This window comes from Pyxidicoccus xibeiensis (assembly GCF_024198175.1).
Taxonomy (GTDB): Bacteria; Myxococcota; Myxococcia; order Myxococcales; family Myxococcaceae; genus Myxococcus; species Myxococcus xibeiensis.
Map to the genome: position 1 here is coordinate 14,794 of NZ_JAJVKV010000021.1, position 14,029 is coordinate 28,822.

Here is a 14,029-nt window from a genome sequence, read left to right on the forward strand (position 1 = left end):
GGACGGGCGGGTGAAGCGCGCCACGGCCTGCGCCCGGAACGCGGCCGATGCTTACCGCTACGTGACGCCGCAGGCTGCCTGGGAGCGGCACCAAGGCGCCCGCAGAGCCGTATCTCACGCGCATCGTGGCGCAAGACGTCGACGGTGCTCACTTGAAGCTGGCGCAACCCTGCCAGCTCCGGAGGAGGGCCGGGACGCACTGGTGCAGCCGGCACAGCCATAGTCGACCGGCGCCCCTCCGGCCTCGGGAGCTCTCTGCTGAGTGGAGGCGGCGGGAATCGAAGCCGCACAGGCGGATTTGGTCCCTACTCGGGCCACAGGCCGCCCGCTCGGTTTCCCTCTGAAAATGGGGGTGGCCTTCCGTCCGGGTGAGTCCAGGACCGTCCATTGGATTTGGTTCTTTTTTGGTCCCTGCTGGGCCTCAAACCCGGGGGCGTGCCACCTTGGGGCCGTGGTGTTTGCCCGGTGTATGGTGGCGGCCAGCGCCAGCGCCGAGCACCACCTCGGGGCCGTGGCACTTGCCCGATGCGCGGTGGCCACCAGCGTCCGTGCCGAGCGCCACCTCGGGGCCGTGGCGCCTGCCCGGGGCGTGGTGGCCACGAGCACTCGTGCCGCGCACCGCCTCTGAGCGTGGAGCCCATCCGATGCACGGCGGTACTGAGCCCAAGCACCATGCCACTTCTTCGTGCCTATGCACATGAAGATAAGCCCACGTACGGAAAGGTGCTGGGTACTCGGCCCCGACCACCCACCACTGGCTATGGGCAAAACTGCGGCGGTGAAAGCAAGTCAAAACCACCCCAGATAACTGAAAGCTCGTCAAACGTCACGGTGTCATCGTGCTGACGGAAGTTGACCCCCTCAATTGGTAAAAACTTGCGGCCTTCGATCCACGAAACAAGTCGCCCTAGAGGCACGGCATGCCTTGCGGCTTCGATCAAGACCAACTCAGGGACAACAGGCGGCTCCGCAGGATCCACAGGAGCAACACCAGCAAACCCCCGCATTACAATGCATGATGACACACGAAGGTCGGACGGCGGCAACACATCAGGGAAACACACCGCCCAAAGCTGAGCGGGCTTATCATGCGCAAACTCCATGAGCTTTGAAAGCTGACTTGCGGCCTTCCTCTGCGTTGAAGCACGCTCGAAGACCTCGGACGCCTCAGACGTTTCAATAACCCACTTCACCTCAATAAGGAGCATGACGCCGCCAGACTCATCGGCCAGCACCATATCAATGTTTGGCAGATCATTCCGACGCGGTACTCGCTTGTCTGTCGCCACTCTAAAGGGGGCGCCACTTAACTCCCTTCGCAGCTGTTCAAGCTGCGCGATTTCCAACACATCGGTTGTCCGATCATACTCATCCTTGTAATGCCGAGCCAGCAATGCAACTAGATTTCTCTCTCCGTTGCTGGAAACGATCAAATGCGGCGCAATGCCAATCCTGTTACCACTCAGCGGAATGAGAGGCTGAAGAGCAGGATCTCGTTTGCCTCTCGGAAGCTGTGCATCATAAGTGAGAAGCGCGATTATCTCCGCGACAATGCTGCTCGTTGCGCTCTTTGCGACGGCCGAGATCTCATTTACTATGTCCTCACGCGAAGTAAGAAGAGCGGCAGTGCCAGCGGCTGCCGCATCATACCCCAGATAGGCAGCTTGAGTGTGTGCCAGCATGTGGATTGCGCACCTTGCGGTGAGTATCGTCCATGTTTCATTGAACGCCTCGGGAGTAATGCCCCGAAACGACCAACTCGCTGGAAGCACTCGAAGTGCGCTTGTGAGCCGTCCATACAGGAGCGCCGCTTGTCTAAGCGTCTCAACATCGTAGCGATACTGAATTCCGTGAGGCCCCTTTGGTCGGACACTGGCAAGAACATTGGCCAGTACGCCTTGAACTCCCGAATTTAAATCACTGTCTTTGAACAGGCTTTGAGTTCCAGAGCCATTTCTGTGTCGGCCAAGGAATATATCGAGAACGTCATAGGCCGTCTCTTGCACAGGCCGAGAAAACTTAGTCGTATTTCTATCGACCAACCGGGCAGTTGCCGCTCCCCGCGAGAAATTAACAAAAGCGGCAACAACAAGTTCATAATTGAGCGCCCTTTCAAATAACTGCTTGGCATGCTTGTATCGCCCCCAATGAATATGGTGCGGCGGCGAAAATATTGCACCTTCGCTGGTTGACTGCATTACCCATTCGAGAGCGTACTTGAGGGCATATTTTGCACGATCCGCAATTATGAAAAGTTCCTCCTCTGTTTTCTCGCCCGCAAGATTCTCAAGTCGAACGTAATCTTCGTGGACTGTAAGGAGATACCAAATGCAGGAACTTGTTGGATTTCTAAGCAGAGGGTTCTTTTTGAAGCCAGCGTCAATAAGAGCCTCAATCTCTCTGATGCGCGGCAGGTCTTCTTTGGCAGTAGATTCGCTCATGCTTTCGGTGCCAATTGGGTTGAAGTTGAGTTTCGCCGCAGCATAGCGCATGCGCCGGCTCGCGCACGTGCCAGGTCATGCACTAGCAAACGTCCCAACAAAGGATTCCTGTAACCGTTCATGGGGGAGCGCTCGCCCGAGGAACCTGATGGGCTTCGGGAAGATAGAGCCATGGGACAGACTTGTGCTCTTGAATGTTCAAGATGTGAGCCAAATCCCAGAGAGCAAGAGGTTTGCCGCTTACAAAGTTGGCCGTGCCTTGAGTCCAGCCAGCGAGTGTCGCCAAGATTGCTCCATCGGCCTTATTTGCCATCAGGGTGCCGTAGAGTTCCCGCGCAGCAGATGGTCCCATCGGCGACGCGTGTGCTTTGCACTGGATAAGGTACGTTTTGCCTTTGTACTTGATCACAAGGTCAATCCCCTGGTCACCCGTTCGCGGCGTGAGCGAGACTTGGCATCCGGCTTCACTCAGCACTCGCGCGAGTTGCCTCTCAAAATCCTCTCCTGAGAGACTCAGCCAGAACAGTCTGTCGGCATACGCAACTGCCTTTCTGTACGCTTCAAGTGCTGACTTATATTCTAAGTAGCGCCGGTACTCAGGATTTGTCGCTCGGCGGAACGCGCCTGCCGCGACGCTGCCGAGGAGAGACCCGAAGAAGAGGACTCCGATGCCTACGCCGAAGAGCATCACGAAGGCAACGACGAACTCTCCTTTAAGCGCAGAGAGCAAACAAGGCAGGACTCCGAGCGTTCCGCCAATCCCCATCCCTATTCTATAGCTGCTAGTGTCGTCGAACCGAGCGTGGCGAAGGAGTGCATCGTCAGTGAGCCCGAAATCGCTAGGCTGTGGCTCGTACATACAGCTTCTCCTGTCAGCAGTTTCGATGACTGTTCATGGGGATGGTCAGTGAACGGTTACCGGCAACGTAGAGCTAATCGTCAAGTTCCAAATCGTGATAGCCCAATGGCAAAAGAATTGGCCCCTTCAGTCCAGGCAGCCCTGGCAGGCCAGGGAGCCCCGGCAAGCCCGGTAGCCCACGGAGGCCAAGAGGTTTAGCATCTCTAGCAACCAGTCTGTCGTCAGCAATGATCTCCCCTTGATAGGTGCTGTTCCACACCTGGTTGCCGCTGAGTTGTCCAAGGAAATCACCAGATTGCGTGAATACGTTGTCGCCACTGATGAAGGCGATTGCGTTGCCATTACAGTCAAAGAGCCATCGCGCCATTGAAAACTCCAGCACACGTGTGTGAACATCTATTGTGGGATGTATGTCTCCGCATCTCCCAGTAAGCATAGGTGTAGCGGCGGCAGCCTCCCAGTGTAGAAACTCTGTTCAGAGCCCGCTAGATTCAACGGATGTTCGAAGACGGAGGCTCTCATACCAGATGCCGATCCAAGGTTGCTCCTTTCGAAGCTTTGCCTGTAGAAGAATCTCCGTTTCTGCCATGCTCCAGAGATGCGTGAGGCCGTCTTCGCTCTGGCGCTGTGCTTTGCCGTACTTCCTTTCAAGTCCATGAGTCAAGGTGTTGAGCATGGATGCGCAGGATGTAGGCTTGCAGTCAATGGTAATGAAAACACGCCACAGGCGGTCGTCCTGGAAGCTTAGGAATGTCATTGCGCCTCCGAATCCGGCAACAGGGCTCTCAAGTGCAAGAGTTGTTGCGTCACTTCTTCGTGTGTCCGGGATGACCTTCTTTACTTCAGCCATGGTCATTCCCCATTTCGCCTGTTGATATCCCTCAGGACTGCGCCAATTCTTGGGAGGAGCATGCTGGCCTAACGCCATACATGGAAAGCTGGCGACCATCACGGCGAGCAATGTCTTGATCACATGAGATTCTAGCTTCATGGGCGACTCCAGTGCGCAAATAGCAGAGGTGCGGCAAACGAGATGCGCGGTACTCAGACCAGGTTTCCGAACAGAACGGTTATGGCGGACTTCGATTCAATCCTCCTCTGGATGTGGGTGCTAGAATGCCAAAGTCTAGGTGAGGTTTCTATTCTACCCGCTTATCTTATTTGGTGTTACCGCGCACGCTCGTGCCCGCCGGTGTAGTGTCGGCTCTTCCCCCGCGCCGAGCACCACCTCGGAGCCGTGGAGCCGTCGCGGTATCGCAGCAGTGGCCAGGGCCCTGCCGAGGAGCATCACCTCGGAGCCGTAGGGGCTACCCGTGCGAACGCGCTGCTTCGGAGCCGTGGTGATCACCGACCCGGTGCACAGCAATGGCCACGCCCGCGCCGCGCACCACCTCGGGCTGTGGAGTCCGTCTCGTGCGCAGCGGCGGCCAGGGCCCTGGCCGAGAGTCACCTCGGAGCCATAGCAGCTACCCGCCCACCACGCTTTCTCGCGGCTTGGCGTTTCGCCCGGGCCAAGCGCTACCTCGGGACCGTGGGGATAGGCCGGGTTGGGCAAGGCGTTTCGCCCGGGCTGCGCACCACCTCGGGCGGGCGAAGCTACCCACGCCGAGTACCACCTCGGAGCCGAGGATCCGTGGCGGTGCCGCAGTGTCATGGGCCGCCCTCTTGAATCGCGTCCGGGTCGGCCAAACGGATCGCGACTCCTGACCGCACGGGGGTCGCCGCTTGCGGCCGGTTGCCCAGTTGCCTGTGCGCGGAGTGAGGGTCAAGGGCGAAGAACCGTTCAGGTTTCGGCGTGGCCGACCCTTGACGCTCCCGAGCACACGGGCCGCGACTCGTGATCGAGGTGAGACTTCATGTGCGGGCTCCGCGCGCGATCCGACAGGGCCGCCCCTTGCAGCCGCAGCGGTGGTCAGGGCCCTGGCGAGCACCATCCTGGGGACCTTGGCGGGCTGCCCACGCTGCGCACCACCTCGGGGCCGTGGCGCCTGCCCGCTGCTCGGCGGCAGCCACGACCCGCAGAGCACTACCTCGGCCGGGGTGCCTACCCGGCGCGCAACGGTGGCCAGAGCCTAAGCCGAGCGGCGCCACGTAGCCCTCACGGCGCGCGGCAGTGGCCCGGCGGTGCCTGGCCGTCGCGGTCGTCAGCGGCGGGGCGACGTGCAGCGGCGCTGCCCAGACGCTGACGTGCGCTGCGTCCACAGTGGATTCTGCGGTGCATCGCTACCGTGCGCAGGGCCGCCATGTGCCGCAGAAAATGCCGTCTTGAGATGGAAAGGCGCACAGTCGTTGGAAGGTGAGCATGCGTGGAGTAACGTGAACAATGCGGTGGAGCGTCCGGTAAAGCCAGGAGGGGCTATGTTGTGGCTTGAAGAGTGGAGAGCTTGGTCAGCACGGTTTTCCGCAGCACGTGCATCATTGGAACTACTCAGCCGCCAACCAGAGTGGACACCAGACAAGCACGCAACAGAGAACTGGGCAATCATTCCTGAGCTGATAGAATTGTTTCACCTCCTGGTGGGCTTTCAAAGAGACTTCGTTCGGCAACTCCCTCCGGACGCCAACGCAGCGCTCGCAAAGTTCATTGAAGCCGAGCACCTACGATTCAGCCGTGACCGGTCCCCCAACATTGGTGGGGGACTTCTGCTAGTCGCGCTACTCGCGAAAGTGGCAGCACAGCTTGATTACTTTCTCTCAGACAAACAGGTGCGAGCCCGTCGTTCCGTCGAGAGAGCCTTCACTCACCTCCAGCGATGCATAGTCGCGGACGAAGACATTCAGAGAAAATGGCAGCGAGCTTTCTCGGTAACCAGCGGTCGCATTGAAGATGCGTGCGAGAAGCTCGGAGCGGTGCATCTGCTTCTGCACGGAATTTGGGCATTCAAGGCCGACACGGTCGGAGGAAAGACCGACCTCGTCCTTGGAGAGCCCGTGAGGGAGGAGGACGCACTGCGGGCTGCCGACGCCATGGTGCTCACCGAATGGAAGATCGTGAGGGAGGGAGATGACCCAACCCGGAAGGCTCTGGAGGCGTTCTCTCAGGCTGAGCTTTACACGAGCGGACCGCTCGCAGGCTTCGAGCTCTCGTCACACCGCTACCTCGTACTGGTAAGCAAAGATCAGCTTACTCCGCTGCCGACGGTGCCCTCCACTAGTGAACGCATCTACGAGGTGCGAAACATCGCAGTGGAACCATCGAGCCCGTCGGTAGTTGCGCGAGCGGCGGCAGGTAGGCTACCGAGGGACAGGTGAGCACGGAAATCCAGAAGGAATGAGCAGACTTCTGTGGGCAAAAGTTAGCACTGACATACTCCATGCGTGGCTAATGTGCTGCTAAGCCGCCGCTGGTGAGCACGCCCTGGGGCTGGTGCTGGTCGCCGTGGACGCGCTAATTGCTCGCACTGGAGATGGAGCGCCCCGGCTACCCTCGCATTTCGGTGGCCCCCCTGGGACGGGCACTCGCCCGACTGGGCGCCCGCATCAAGGCCCCAAAGCTCACCGGGGCCGTAGAGCCCTCCCGGTGCGCAGCGGCAGCCAGCGCCCGCACAGAGGACCACCTCGGAGCCAGGGAACATGCCCCTAAACCTCGTCAAACTTCATTCCCGTGGCGCCCAGGTGATTTAGCGCATCCCGGATTTCCTCTCGGACGATCAAGGCGATGTGCCATCCCCAGGTACGGAACACCTTGGAGTCGCCCACCTTAGAGGGGTCAATGCGCAAGCCCCATATATCCCGGTACTGTCCAACCTTCTCAGGTCGCCCATCCTCTGGCGTCCATACCTGGACCTCTTCGCAAGCCCCGTCGTCAATGCAGCGAATCAACTTGTTGGCCACGAGGACACAGAACGGCTCGGGTTGGCCCTCAATCCCCACAGGGAAGAGCTGTATGTCCTCGGGAGCGAGCCGAGCGAAGACGGACGCGACCCTGGGATGCACCACCGGAGTAGCGATGCCCCCATAACTGAAGTCCACCGTCCTTCCCGGGCTGGTAACGGGAAGCGTCAAGCGGCCCGGGTCGGGGAGGGGTCTTCCATCCGTGAACGCCCACGGGTCGTCCACCTCCCGGCCCTGGAGATTAGCGAGCATTCCGAGCGACCAACGCGCCTTGACGGACATATCGACGGCAAGCTTGAAGTACCGCTTTGGCATGTTGACCATTGTGTCCCTACTAGGTGCCTGTCACCAGCCTGTTGAACTTGGTGCCTGGAGTGGCGATTTCCTGCCCCAACTTGCGGAGTTCCGTTGTCAGCGCCTCGCGGCATTGCTGCATGGTGCGGCACCCTCTTGTTGCATTAGTCAGCCGCTCGAAAATTCGCTCATGATACTCCAGCGGGTGCGGCCCCTTGTGGCCCTTGACGCGAACGATGTTGGCCGGGTCGTCCAGCGACATGCCCGCCTTGTCGAAAATCTTCTGAAACTCGGGCGACCACGGGCCATCATTGTGGGTGGACTTCCACCACTTGTTCGTAGCGATGTGGTGGTCATGGCCCTCCGCGTCCACCGGGGCGGCAGCCGCGCCCCCCATGGCCCGTGCCGTCATGGCAATAGCGTTGGGAGCCAGTGCCACGGTGACGGCTTCGCCCGACACGGCCACCGCGCCCACGTCGCCCACGGCGGCAAGGCGGATGCCCGCGCGGTCCCCGGCCAGCACCGCCGCCTGGGCGGAGCCGGGCAGCGTGGGCACCTTGCCCGCGAAACCCACCGCAGTGTTGCCCACGGCCACCGTCGCCAGCAGCGCGAAGGCTCGCGCCGCGTTCTGGCCCATGACCTTGCCGTAGCGCTCGCCCGCATCGCGCAAGTCGTCAAACGTGGTGGCCCGGTCCGCCGCTTCCACCAGCCGCTTGAAGCCCGCTATCAGCGACCAGAAGGTATCTACCCCCAGGTAGACGATGGCTGTGGCCGTCATCACGGCAGCCAGGCCCTTGCTCACCGGCTCGGGTACCGACCAGAGGACCAGGTAGAGGGTCATGGTCCACAGCACCGCCGAGAGCGCCGCGTGTGGGTCGGCCATGTCCCGAAAGGCGTCCAGCATCTCTTCCCGGACGACACCTTGAGCCAGGGCCATGGCCAGGGTGTAGTGCCCGTCTCCGGTGACGGTAGGACTCTCTATCAACAGGCGCAGACAGTCGCCCTTGCGCCCGGTGCGCTCGCACCAGCGCAGATATGACCGCGTCAGTTCCACGTCCGCTGGGGGCATGTCGGACGCCAATGCAGCGCCGTCCAGCGGCGTGAGCTGCCGGGTCCGCTCGTTGAAGAAGTACGCGCCGCCTCGGGCATCCACTCCCATCAGATGCCGCGCGGCCTGCTGGGGATTGGCCGGAGGCCGCATCTCCCGCGTCAGCCGCGCCACGGCCTTCTTGAAGTCGTCCCGCTCCACCTCCACCGGCCCGGCTTCACCGTTGACGGGAGTGAAGACGACCGACGGCCCTCGGCCAGTTTCCAAGCGCACCACGCGCCCCGAGGCACAACCTGTCACCAAAGCCAGCAGCAGCGCGGCAGCGCGATGTACCCTCATCAGCCCCCCAGCGGGAAAGGGCTCCATCCTCCGGGGCGCGGCGAGTCACGGCCAGGACCCATCGGATCGGGCCTCCCCGAGCACCACCTTGGGGGCATGGCGGCTCCACCGAGCGCAGCGGCGGACGGGGGATATGCCGAGCGCCACCTCGGGGCCGTGGCGCCTGCCCGGTGCGCGGTGGCATCCAGGGCCCGCGCCGGGCATCACCTCGGGCCGTGGCGCCTGCCGGGTGCGTAGTGGCTGCCAGTGCGCTTGCCGAGCGCCACCTCGGCGCCGTAGAGCCCGCCCGCGCCAAGCACCACCTCGGCGCCGTGGTGCCTGCCCGGTGCGCGGTGGCAGTCAGCGCCCATGTCGGACACCACCTCTGCGCCGTGGTGCCTGCCAGCGCCGAGCGCCACCTCGGAACCGTGGTGCCTACCGGGTGCGTGGTGGCCGCCAGCGCCGCGCCAAGCGCAACCTCGGAGCAGTAATGCATGCCGCCGGGTGCGCGGTGGCCGCCAGCGCCCGTGCCGCGCACCACTTCGGAGCCGTAATGCATGCCGGGTGCGCGGTGATTACCGCGCCCGCTTCTTCCGCGCGTCGGGCGCCATGTTGGCGGCAATCCACGTCAGCGTACGCATCGAACGCGCACTGAGGACGGACGCACGCCGCACGAGGCGGCGAATCAGGGTGCTTTGCTTCACGGGTTCAATCGCGGCAGCACGCGCACCGGAGGACTCCAGGCCGAAAGCCACGTCAGCGGAAATGCCGAGCGCCACGCACAGGCGGTGCAGCGTGTCAATGCTCGGAGCCATTCCCCCCCGCTCGATGCGCCCGTAAACCTCGGAGTTGATGCCGATGGTCTCCGCGACTTCCCACTGACTGAGCCCCAACCGGAGCCGCGCCGCTTTCGCGGCGTGGCCAATGGATGCGCGTAGGGACTCGTCCGTAGCGGCGACGCGAAACGTCACCGGACGCCGGACGGGCGCAGTCACGGCGGGCTCGGCTCCGTCGTGATGGCGTCCACGCAGAACGCGCTCTGCGCTCCGTCCTCTTCATCGGCCCGCGCTTCGCCCGCCCGCCGCATTGCCGCCTGGATTTCGTCTGCCGCATTCTTGGCGCTGTACCCCCCGCGCTCCCGGAGCACGCTGGACAACGCCTCTTGCAGCGCGAGTGCGGACGGGTAGCGCTCTGCCGGTTCCCGGTGCAGCAACTTGCGGAACACGGCCCGCGTGGGCTCTGAGAGTCGTTGCGTTGCCGCGTCCACGTCCGCCGGGGTGAAGGTGGCTGCCCGCAAAATGGTTTCCTCTGGGTCCACCCCATCCCAATCATCCTGCACGCGGGCAATCGCGCTGCCCAGCCGCTCCCGCTCCGCTTCAGGTACGAGCGCCCACAAGCCCTCCAGCAGCATGTCGGGCGCACTGAGCAGGTGCCTCCCGGTGGCGAACTCCACCAGCACCATGCCCAGCGTGAACAGGTCCGAGCGCGCATCCTCGGGCTGCCCGAGTAGCGCCTCGGGCGAGGCCCAATAAACGTCTCCCCGTGCGCCGGGTCGGCGCGTGCTCCGCTGGCCCGGAAGCCGCGCGGACGCGAGGCCAAAATCCATCAGCTTCACTTCCCCCGCCAGCGTCACGCGAATGCGCACCGGGTCAATCGCGCGGTGGACGATGTTCAGCGGCTCGCCCCTCTCACTCCGGCAGGCGTGCGCGTGCGCCAGGGCCCCAGCCATTTGGGTGCCCACGTACAGCATGAAGGATTCGGGAAAGTAGCGCTCATGCGTCAGCGCCACTTCGACAAGGGTATTGAGTGAGCACCCGGTGACGGACTCCGTAATCACATACAGGGCGCCCTGGACTTTGTGCATTCCGTAGACGCGGCCGATGTTCGGATGGCGCAGATAGCTGGCGAGCCGTACCTCTTCCTCCAGTCGTTTACGCGCCAGCTTCAACTCGGACGTGACGGCGGGCAGGGGCAACGCCTTGAGGATGACCCTCCCGCGTGCGTCGCCCTTGACGCGATGGCGCGCCACGAGCACGCGCTCGCCATGGTGGCCGGGCCCCAAGTCCTCCACCATTTCGTAGGTGGATTTTCCACGAGAGAAAAGGATTGTCCCGGGGGGAAACCACGGGGAACCGGCGTAAGCCATGAGGGCGTTTCCTTCCTGGAAGCGCGGCGACGGACACCGCGCGAATGCAGGGAGAAAACTACGGGGGAGTAGGCCCGGAAGGGAACGACTCCCCAGGTTTGAGGCCCGAGTTATCGCAACATTGTTGCTACAGCTAGCGGGGCTATCTTCTGCAAAGAGCCTTTACGACGTGCCCTCATGGCCACTGCCCAAAAATGGGCCGCACTTGCTCGGTCGCCTTGAGTATCGCGGCACCGGGCTTGGAACCGGAAACCTTCTCCGCACCACCGTTGAGCCCGAGGGCAAGGCAGACGGGGAAGTCACGCTCCCAACCTCTTTCCCCAACGTCGAAGTCGGGGGGAAACACGGCGCGGGTGTAGCGGCCCACCACCTCGTCCCCACTCGTCCACAGTTGGCCGTAGAGCCGCGTGCCCTTGGGCAGCCCGTAAGTGCCGTCCCTCACGACGCTTTCAATTTTCCCGTCGCCCACAATGGCGAAGCACGCGATGTCTCTGCGCCAGTTGCCCCGGTCCTTGCACTCCTTCTCGTTCTTCACGAAATCGGGCTGCTTCGGGTCAACGATGATGTTGGTAGCACTCAGATTCTCCAGCCCTCTTGCGTCCATGGCTTCCACGGCTGCTGCGGGGCACGCCTCCCGCGTGGGCATCACCTGAGAGGCGGGACAGCCCATCAACGCGGCGGCACTCGCACCCGCCATGGCGCATTGCTTGAGGAATTCAGGGCTGACGACGGGCGCGGCCTTCTTCGACTTCTTCGCGCCAATCGGACTTGGGGGCGGATTCTTGGGGGCACTCACAGAGGGACTTTCCTTCGCAACGGGGGGCACCTGGGGTGGGGACGGTACTGCACTGGTAGACGGCACGGGCCGGGAAGGTGGCGTGTCCGGGGCCGCCGCACGCGGGGCGCTGGAGGACTCCGGCGCGGGCTGGGAGGGCGGCCCTTCTGACGAGGGGGAGGCGCGCAGCCACGCGAACACCGCGACAGCGGCCAGCACGGCGGCGGCCACGGCCCACCCCCGCACGCGCCGCCGCGTTCCGGGTGGGGTGCGCTCGGGGGCCGCGCCCCCCGCTTCCGAAGGGGGCTGCACGGTGTCCAGCCACTCCGCGCCGCCCTGTCTGCCCAGCTCTTCCAGGGCGCCGGGCATGGCGGCCAACGCGGGCCGCCGCTTCTCCACGTCACGCACCAACCACCGTTCCACCCAGGCGCTCACCGGCTCCGGCACGCGCGGATTGACGCGGCGGGCGGACAGTGGCGCCGTGGTGGGGCTGTTGACGTTGAGGCGCGGGGCCTTACGTGCGTCCGCCCTGCGCGCGGGCTCCGCGTCCGTCAGCGCGTCATAGAGGCACACGGCCAGCGAGTAGAGGTCATCCTCTGGCGGGAAGTCGTACCGGGCGCTCGGGTCGTTCTGGTGTTCCTTGAAGAAGCGGGCCGCCTCGGGCGAGCGGTAGCGGGTAGTACCCGGTGGCAAGGGCGCATCCGTCAACTCGTGCGCCCCGGAGTATTCTCCCGCCCCCAGATCGATGATGACGGGCTCGCCGTCCGCCTTGCGCACCATGACGTTTAACAGCGAAACGTCCCGGTGCCGCACGCCCTGGCGGTGCATATACGCCAGCGCATCGGCCAGCTTGGCGAAAACGCGCAGGACTTGCCCGAAGGTGGGGCGCGTTTCCTGGAGCCATTCGGCCAGCGTCCAACCGTCCACGTATTCCAGCACGAGACAGCCGTAACCCGCCTCGGTGCGCGTCCAGCCGAGCACCTTGGCAATGTTGGGGTGCTCCAGTTGGACAAGGCACACCAACTCGCGCAGTTGGCGCTGGTACGTCTTGCCCGGGTCGTCGCTGGAGTGGCGGTGCTTGGACAGCTTGAGGGCATAGGGCTTGCCGTTCTTCTCGCCCTCGTACACGTCGCCATAGGCGCCCCCTCCCTTCCACCTGCGAATGCGGTAGGCGTCGAGGTGGGCGCCGGGCTTGAGGAAGCTGGGGGGGTCCGCGTTCATCATGGGCTGCTCTTCTCCTGCGCTTTGTCCTCAATCACCACGCCCGTAGCGGACAGGGGCCGGGCGCCGTCCACGTCCTGCACCACCAACCCGAAGACTTCTCCCGGGCGCTTCTCCGGACTCTCGAATTCCACCACCACGCGCGCCCTTTCTCCGGGCGCCAGCACTTCGGGCGCCATGCGCACCGTGCGCGCTTCCACGCGGCTGCCGGTGGCACCTTCCAGCCATGCCCGCCCCGGCCGCCAGAGCTGCCCGGACGCGTTCCGCACTTCCATGGCGAGCACCACCCACGCAGCCGCCTGGAAGCGACGGACTTGTAAAGCCTCCACACCCGCCGTGCCCGAGTTGGACCACCGCTTGAGAAAGGCGAAACGAACACCCCAATCCTCTACCTGCCCCGAGAGGACCCAATCAGCGGGGCCCATGGCCTTGCCGCGCTCGCGTTGCGCAGAGAGTGCCGCCTCGCACACGGCGCTGCGGGCCTCCAACTCGGCCAACCGCGCTCGCATCAACTCCGGCGCGTTGGCGCTGCGGTAAATCATCACCTGCCCGTCCGCCACGTCCGTAGCGGTGACGAGTTGGAAGACGGGTTCTGCGAGGGCGGGCTCATTCAGGAATGGCACGCGCAGCGTCACCCCTTCGCGCAGTTCGCCCTCGGTCATCAACGTGACGGAGCGCTCCGAAATCGCCAGCAGTCTGACGCGGGCCGGGGCATCCCGCTTCACGGCCTGTTGGTTTATCTCCGCGTCGAAATTGAGCGTCGTGGGGATACCCGGAGCGACGCGCACCACCTCGGTTTTCGCCGTGAGGGGCACGCGGCGAAATTGAAGGGAGGGGCTGGGGGGCGTCGCTGTTTCCGCCGCCCCTGCCGCCATGGACAGGAGCGCCAGCAAGAGCCCGGGAAGTTGTGGCAAGAGGCGTAACCGCATGGGTTAAGCGTAACAGGCGCCAGCCCTCCCCGAGCGCACTCCCGGCGCGGCCGTGGGCAACGCGAGGGCGCGAGGGCCAGGTCTGAAGACGCGAGCCTGTGCGCGCTATTGCGCATCCCGGGGCGCCCCGAGGCGGTGCTCGGCATGGGCCCTGGCCGCCAGTG

General features: G+C 63.6%; 12 protein-coding genes. 1 reads left to right on the forward strand and 11 read right to left on the reverse strand.

The annotated features are described in order from the left end of the window. Positions 1–758 precede the first annotated feature (758 nt). From LXT23_RS45240 to LXT23_RS45255, 4 genes are all read right to left on the reverse strand, one after another. The gene (locus LXT23_RS45240; RefSeq protein ID WP_253986747.1) at positions 759–2,492 is read right to left on the reverse strand and encodes a hypothetical protein; all 1,734 of its coding nucleotides are present in this window, start codon (positions 2,490–2,492) and stop codon (positions 759–761) included. Between the two features lie 67 nt (positions 2,493–2,559). Continuing rightward, positions 2,560–3,300 carry a restriction endonuclease gene (locus LXT23_RS45245; RefSeq protein WP_253986748.1) on the reverse strand — a complete coding sequence of 247 codons (741 nt, stop codon included), beginning with the start codon at positions 3,298–3,300 and terminating at the stop codon, positions 2,560–2,562. Between the two features lie 73 nt (positions 3,301–3,373). Further along, positions 3,374–3,667, reverse strand: a complete 294-nt coding sequence (locus LXT23_RS45250) for a 4-fold beta flower protein (protein WP_253986749.1) — start codon at positions 3,665–3,667, stop codon at positions 3,374–3,376. A gap of 108 nt (positions 3,668–3,775) precedes the next feature. Next, on the reverse strand, positions 3,776–4,291 hold the full coding sequence (locus LXT23_RS45255; protein WP_253986750.1) for a hypothetical protein: 516 nt from the start codon (positions 4,289–4,291) through the stop codon (positions 3,776–3,778). A gap of 1,325 nt (positions 4,292–5,616) precedes the next feature. On the opposite strand from LXT23_RS45255, the gene LXT23_RS45260 reads away from it, so the two are divergent. Then, positions 5,617–6,552 (forward strand): hypothetical protein, encoded by a 936-nt coding sequence (locus tag LXT23_RS45260; protein ID WP_253986751.1) that lies wholly within the window; start codon positions 5,617–5,619, stop codon positions 6,550–6,552. Between the two features lie 327 nt (positions 6,553–6,879). Here LXT23_RS45260 and LXT23_RS45265 read toward each other — a convergent pair whose 3' ends face one another. The 7 genes from LXT23_RS45265 to LXT23_RS45295 all read right to left on the reverse strand — a co-directional run bounded on the left by LXT23_RS45265 (position 6,880) and on the right by LXT23_RS45295 (position 13,865). Then, entirely contained in the window at positions 6,880–7,449 is a 570-nt protein-coding gene (locus tag LXT23_RS45265; protein WP_253986814.1) for a hypothetical protein, read from the reverse strand. A gap of 19 nt (positions 7,450–7,468) precedes the next feature. Next, on the reverse strand, positions 7,469–8,815 hold the full coding sequence (locus tag LXT23_RS45270) for an AHH domain-containing protein (RefSeq protein ID WP_253986752.1): 1,347 nt from the start codon (positions 8,813–8,815) through the stop codon (positions 7,469–7,471). Positions 8,816–9,018: 203 nt separating this feature from the next. Continuing rightward, positions 9,019–9,165: a hypothetical protein gene (locus tag LXT23_RS45275; RefSeq protein ID WP_253986753.1), complete on the reverse strand. Its 147-nt coding sequence runs from the start codon at positions 9,163–9,165 to the stop codon at positions 9,019–9,021. A gap of 204 nt (positions 9,166–9,369) precedes the next feature. Beyond that, complete coding sequence (locus LXT23_RS45280; RefSeq protein WP_253986754.1) at positions 9,370–9,789, reverse strand: helix-turn-helix transcriptional regulator; 420 nt, start codon at positions 9,787–9,789, stop codon at positions 9,370–9,372. Beyond that, positions 9,786–10,868 (reverse strand): protein kinase domain-containing protein, encoded by a 1,083-nt coding sequence (locus LXT23_RS45285; protein ID WP_253986755.1) that lies wholly within the window; start codon positions 10,866–10,868, stop codon positions 9,786–9,788. Before LXT23_RS45285 ends, LXT23_RS45280 begins: the two co-directional genes overlap by 4 nt. A gap of 247 nt (positions 10,869–11,115) precedes the next feature. Then, positions 11,116–12,939: a serine/threonine protein kinase gene (locus LXT23_RS45290; RefSeq protein ID WP_323379161.1), complete on the reverse strand. Its 1,824-nt coding sequence runs from the start codon at positions 12,937–12,939 to the stop codon at positions 11,116–11,118. Next, a complete protein-coding gene (locus tag LXT23_RS45295) occupies positions 12,936–13,865 on the reverse strand; it encodes a DUF2381 family protein (protein WP_323379162.1) in 930 nt (309 codons plus the stop codon). Before LXT23_RS45295 ends, LXT23_RS45290 begins: the two co-directional genes overlap by 4 nt. Positions 13,866–14,029 lie beyond the last annotated feature (164 nt).

Bases quoted from the DNA above. Each gene is read 5' to 3' on its own strand.
- LXT23_RS45240 (WP_253986747.1), bottom strand. From the start codon at position 2,492: ATGCGCTATGCTGCGGCGAAACTCAACTTCAACCCAATTGGCACCGAA.
- LXT23_RS45245 (WP_253986748.1), bottom strand. From the start codon at position 3,300: ATGTACGAGCCACAGCCTAGCGATTTCGGGCTCACTGACGATGCACTC.
- LXT23_RS45250 (WP_253986749.1), bottom strand. From the start codon at position 3,667: ATGGCGCGATGGCTCTTTGACTGTAATGGCAACGCAATCGCCTTCATC.
- LXT23_RS45255 (WP_253986750.1), bottom strand. From the start codon at position 4,291: ATGAAGCTAGAATCTCATGTGATCAAGACATTGCTCGCCGTGATGGTC.
- LXT23_RS45265 (WP_253986814.1), bottom strand. From the start codon at position 7,449: ATGCCAAAGCGGTACTTCAAGCTTGCCGTCGATATGTCCGTCAAGGCG.
- LXT23_RS45270 (WP_253986752.1), bottom strand. From the start codon at position 8,815: ATGAGGGTACATCGCGCTGCCGCGCTGCTGCTGGCTTTGGTGACAGGT.
- LXT23_RS45275 (WP_253986753.1), bottom strand. From the start codon at position 9,165: ATGGGCGCTGACTGCCACCGCGCACCGGGCAGGCACCACGGCGCCGAG.
- LXT23_RS45285 (WP_253986755.1), bottom strand. From the start codon at position 10,868: ATGGTGGAGGACTTGGGGCCCGGCCACCATGGCGAGCGCGTGCTCGTG.
- LXT23_RS45290 (WP_323379161.1), bottom strand. From the start codon at position 12,939: ATGATGAACGCGGACCCCCCCAGCTTCCTCAAGCCCGGCGCCCACCTC.
- LXT23_RS45295 (WP_323379162.1), bottom strand. From the start codon at position 13,865: ATGCGGTTACGCCTCTTGCCACAACTTCCCGGGCTCTTGCTGGCGCTC.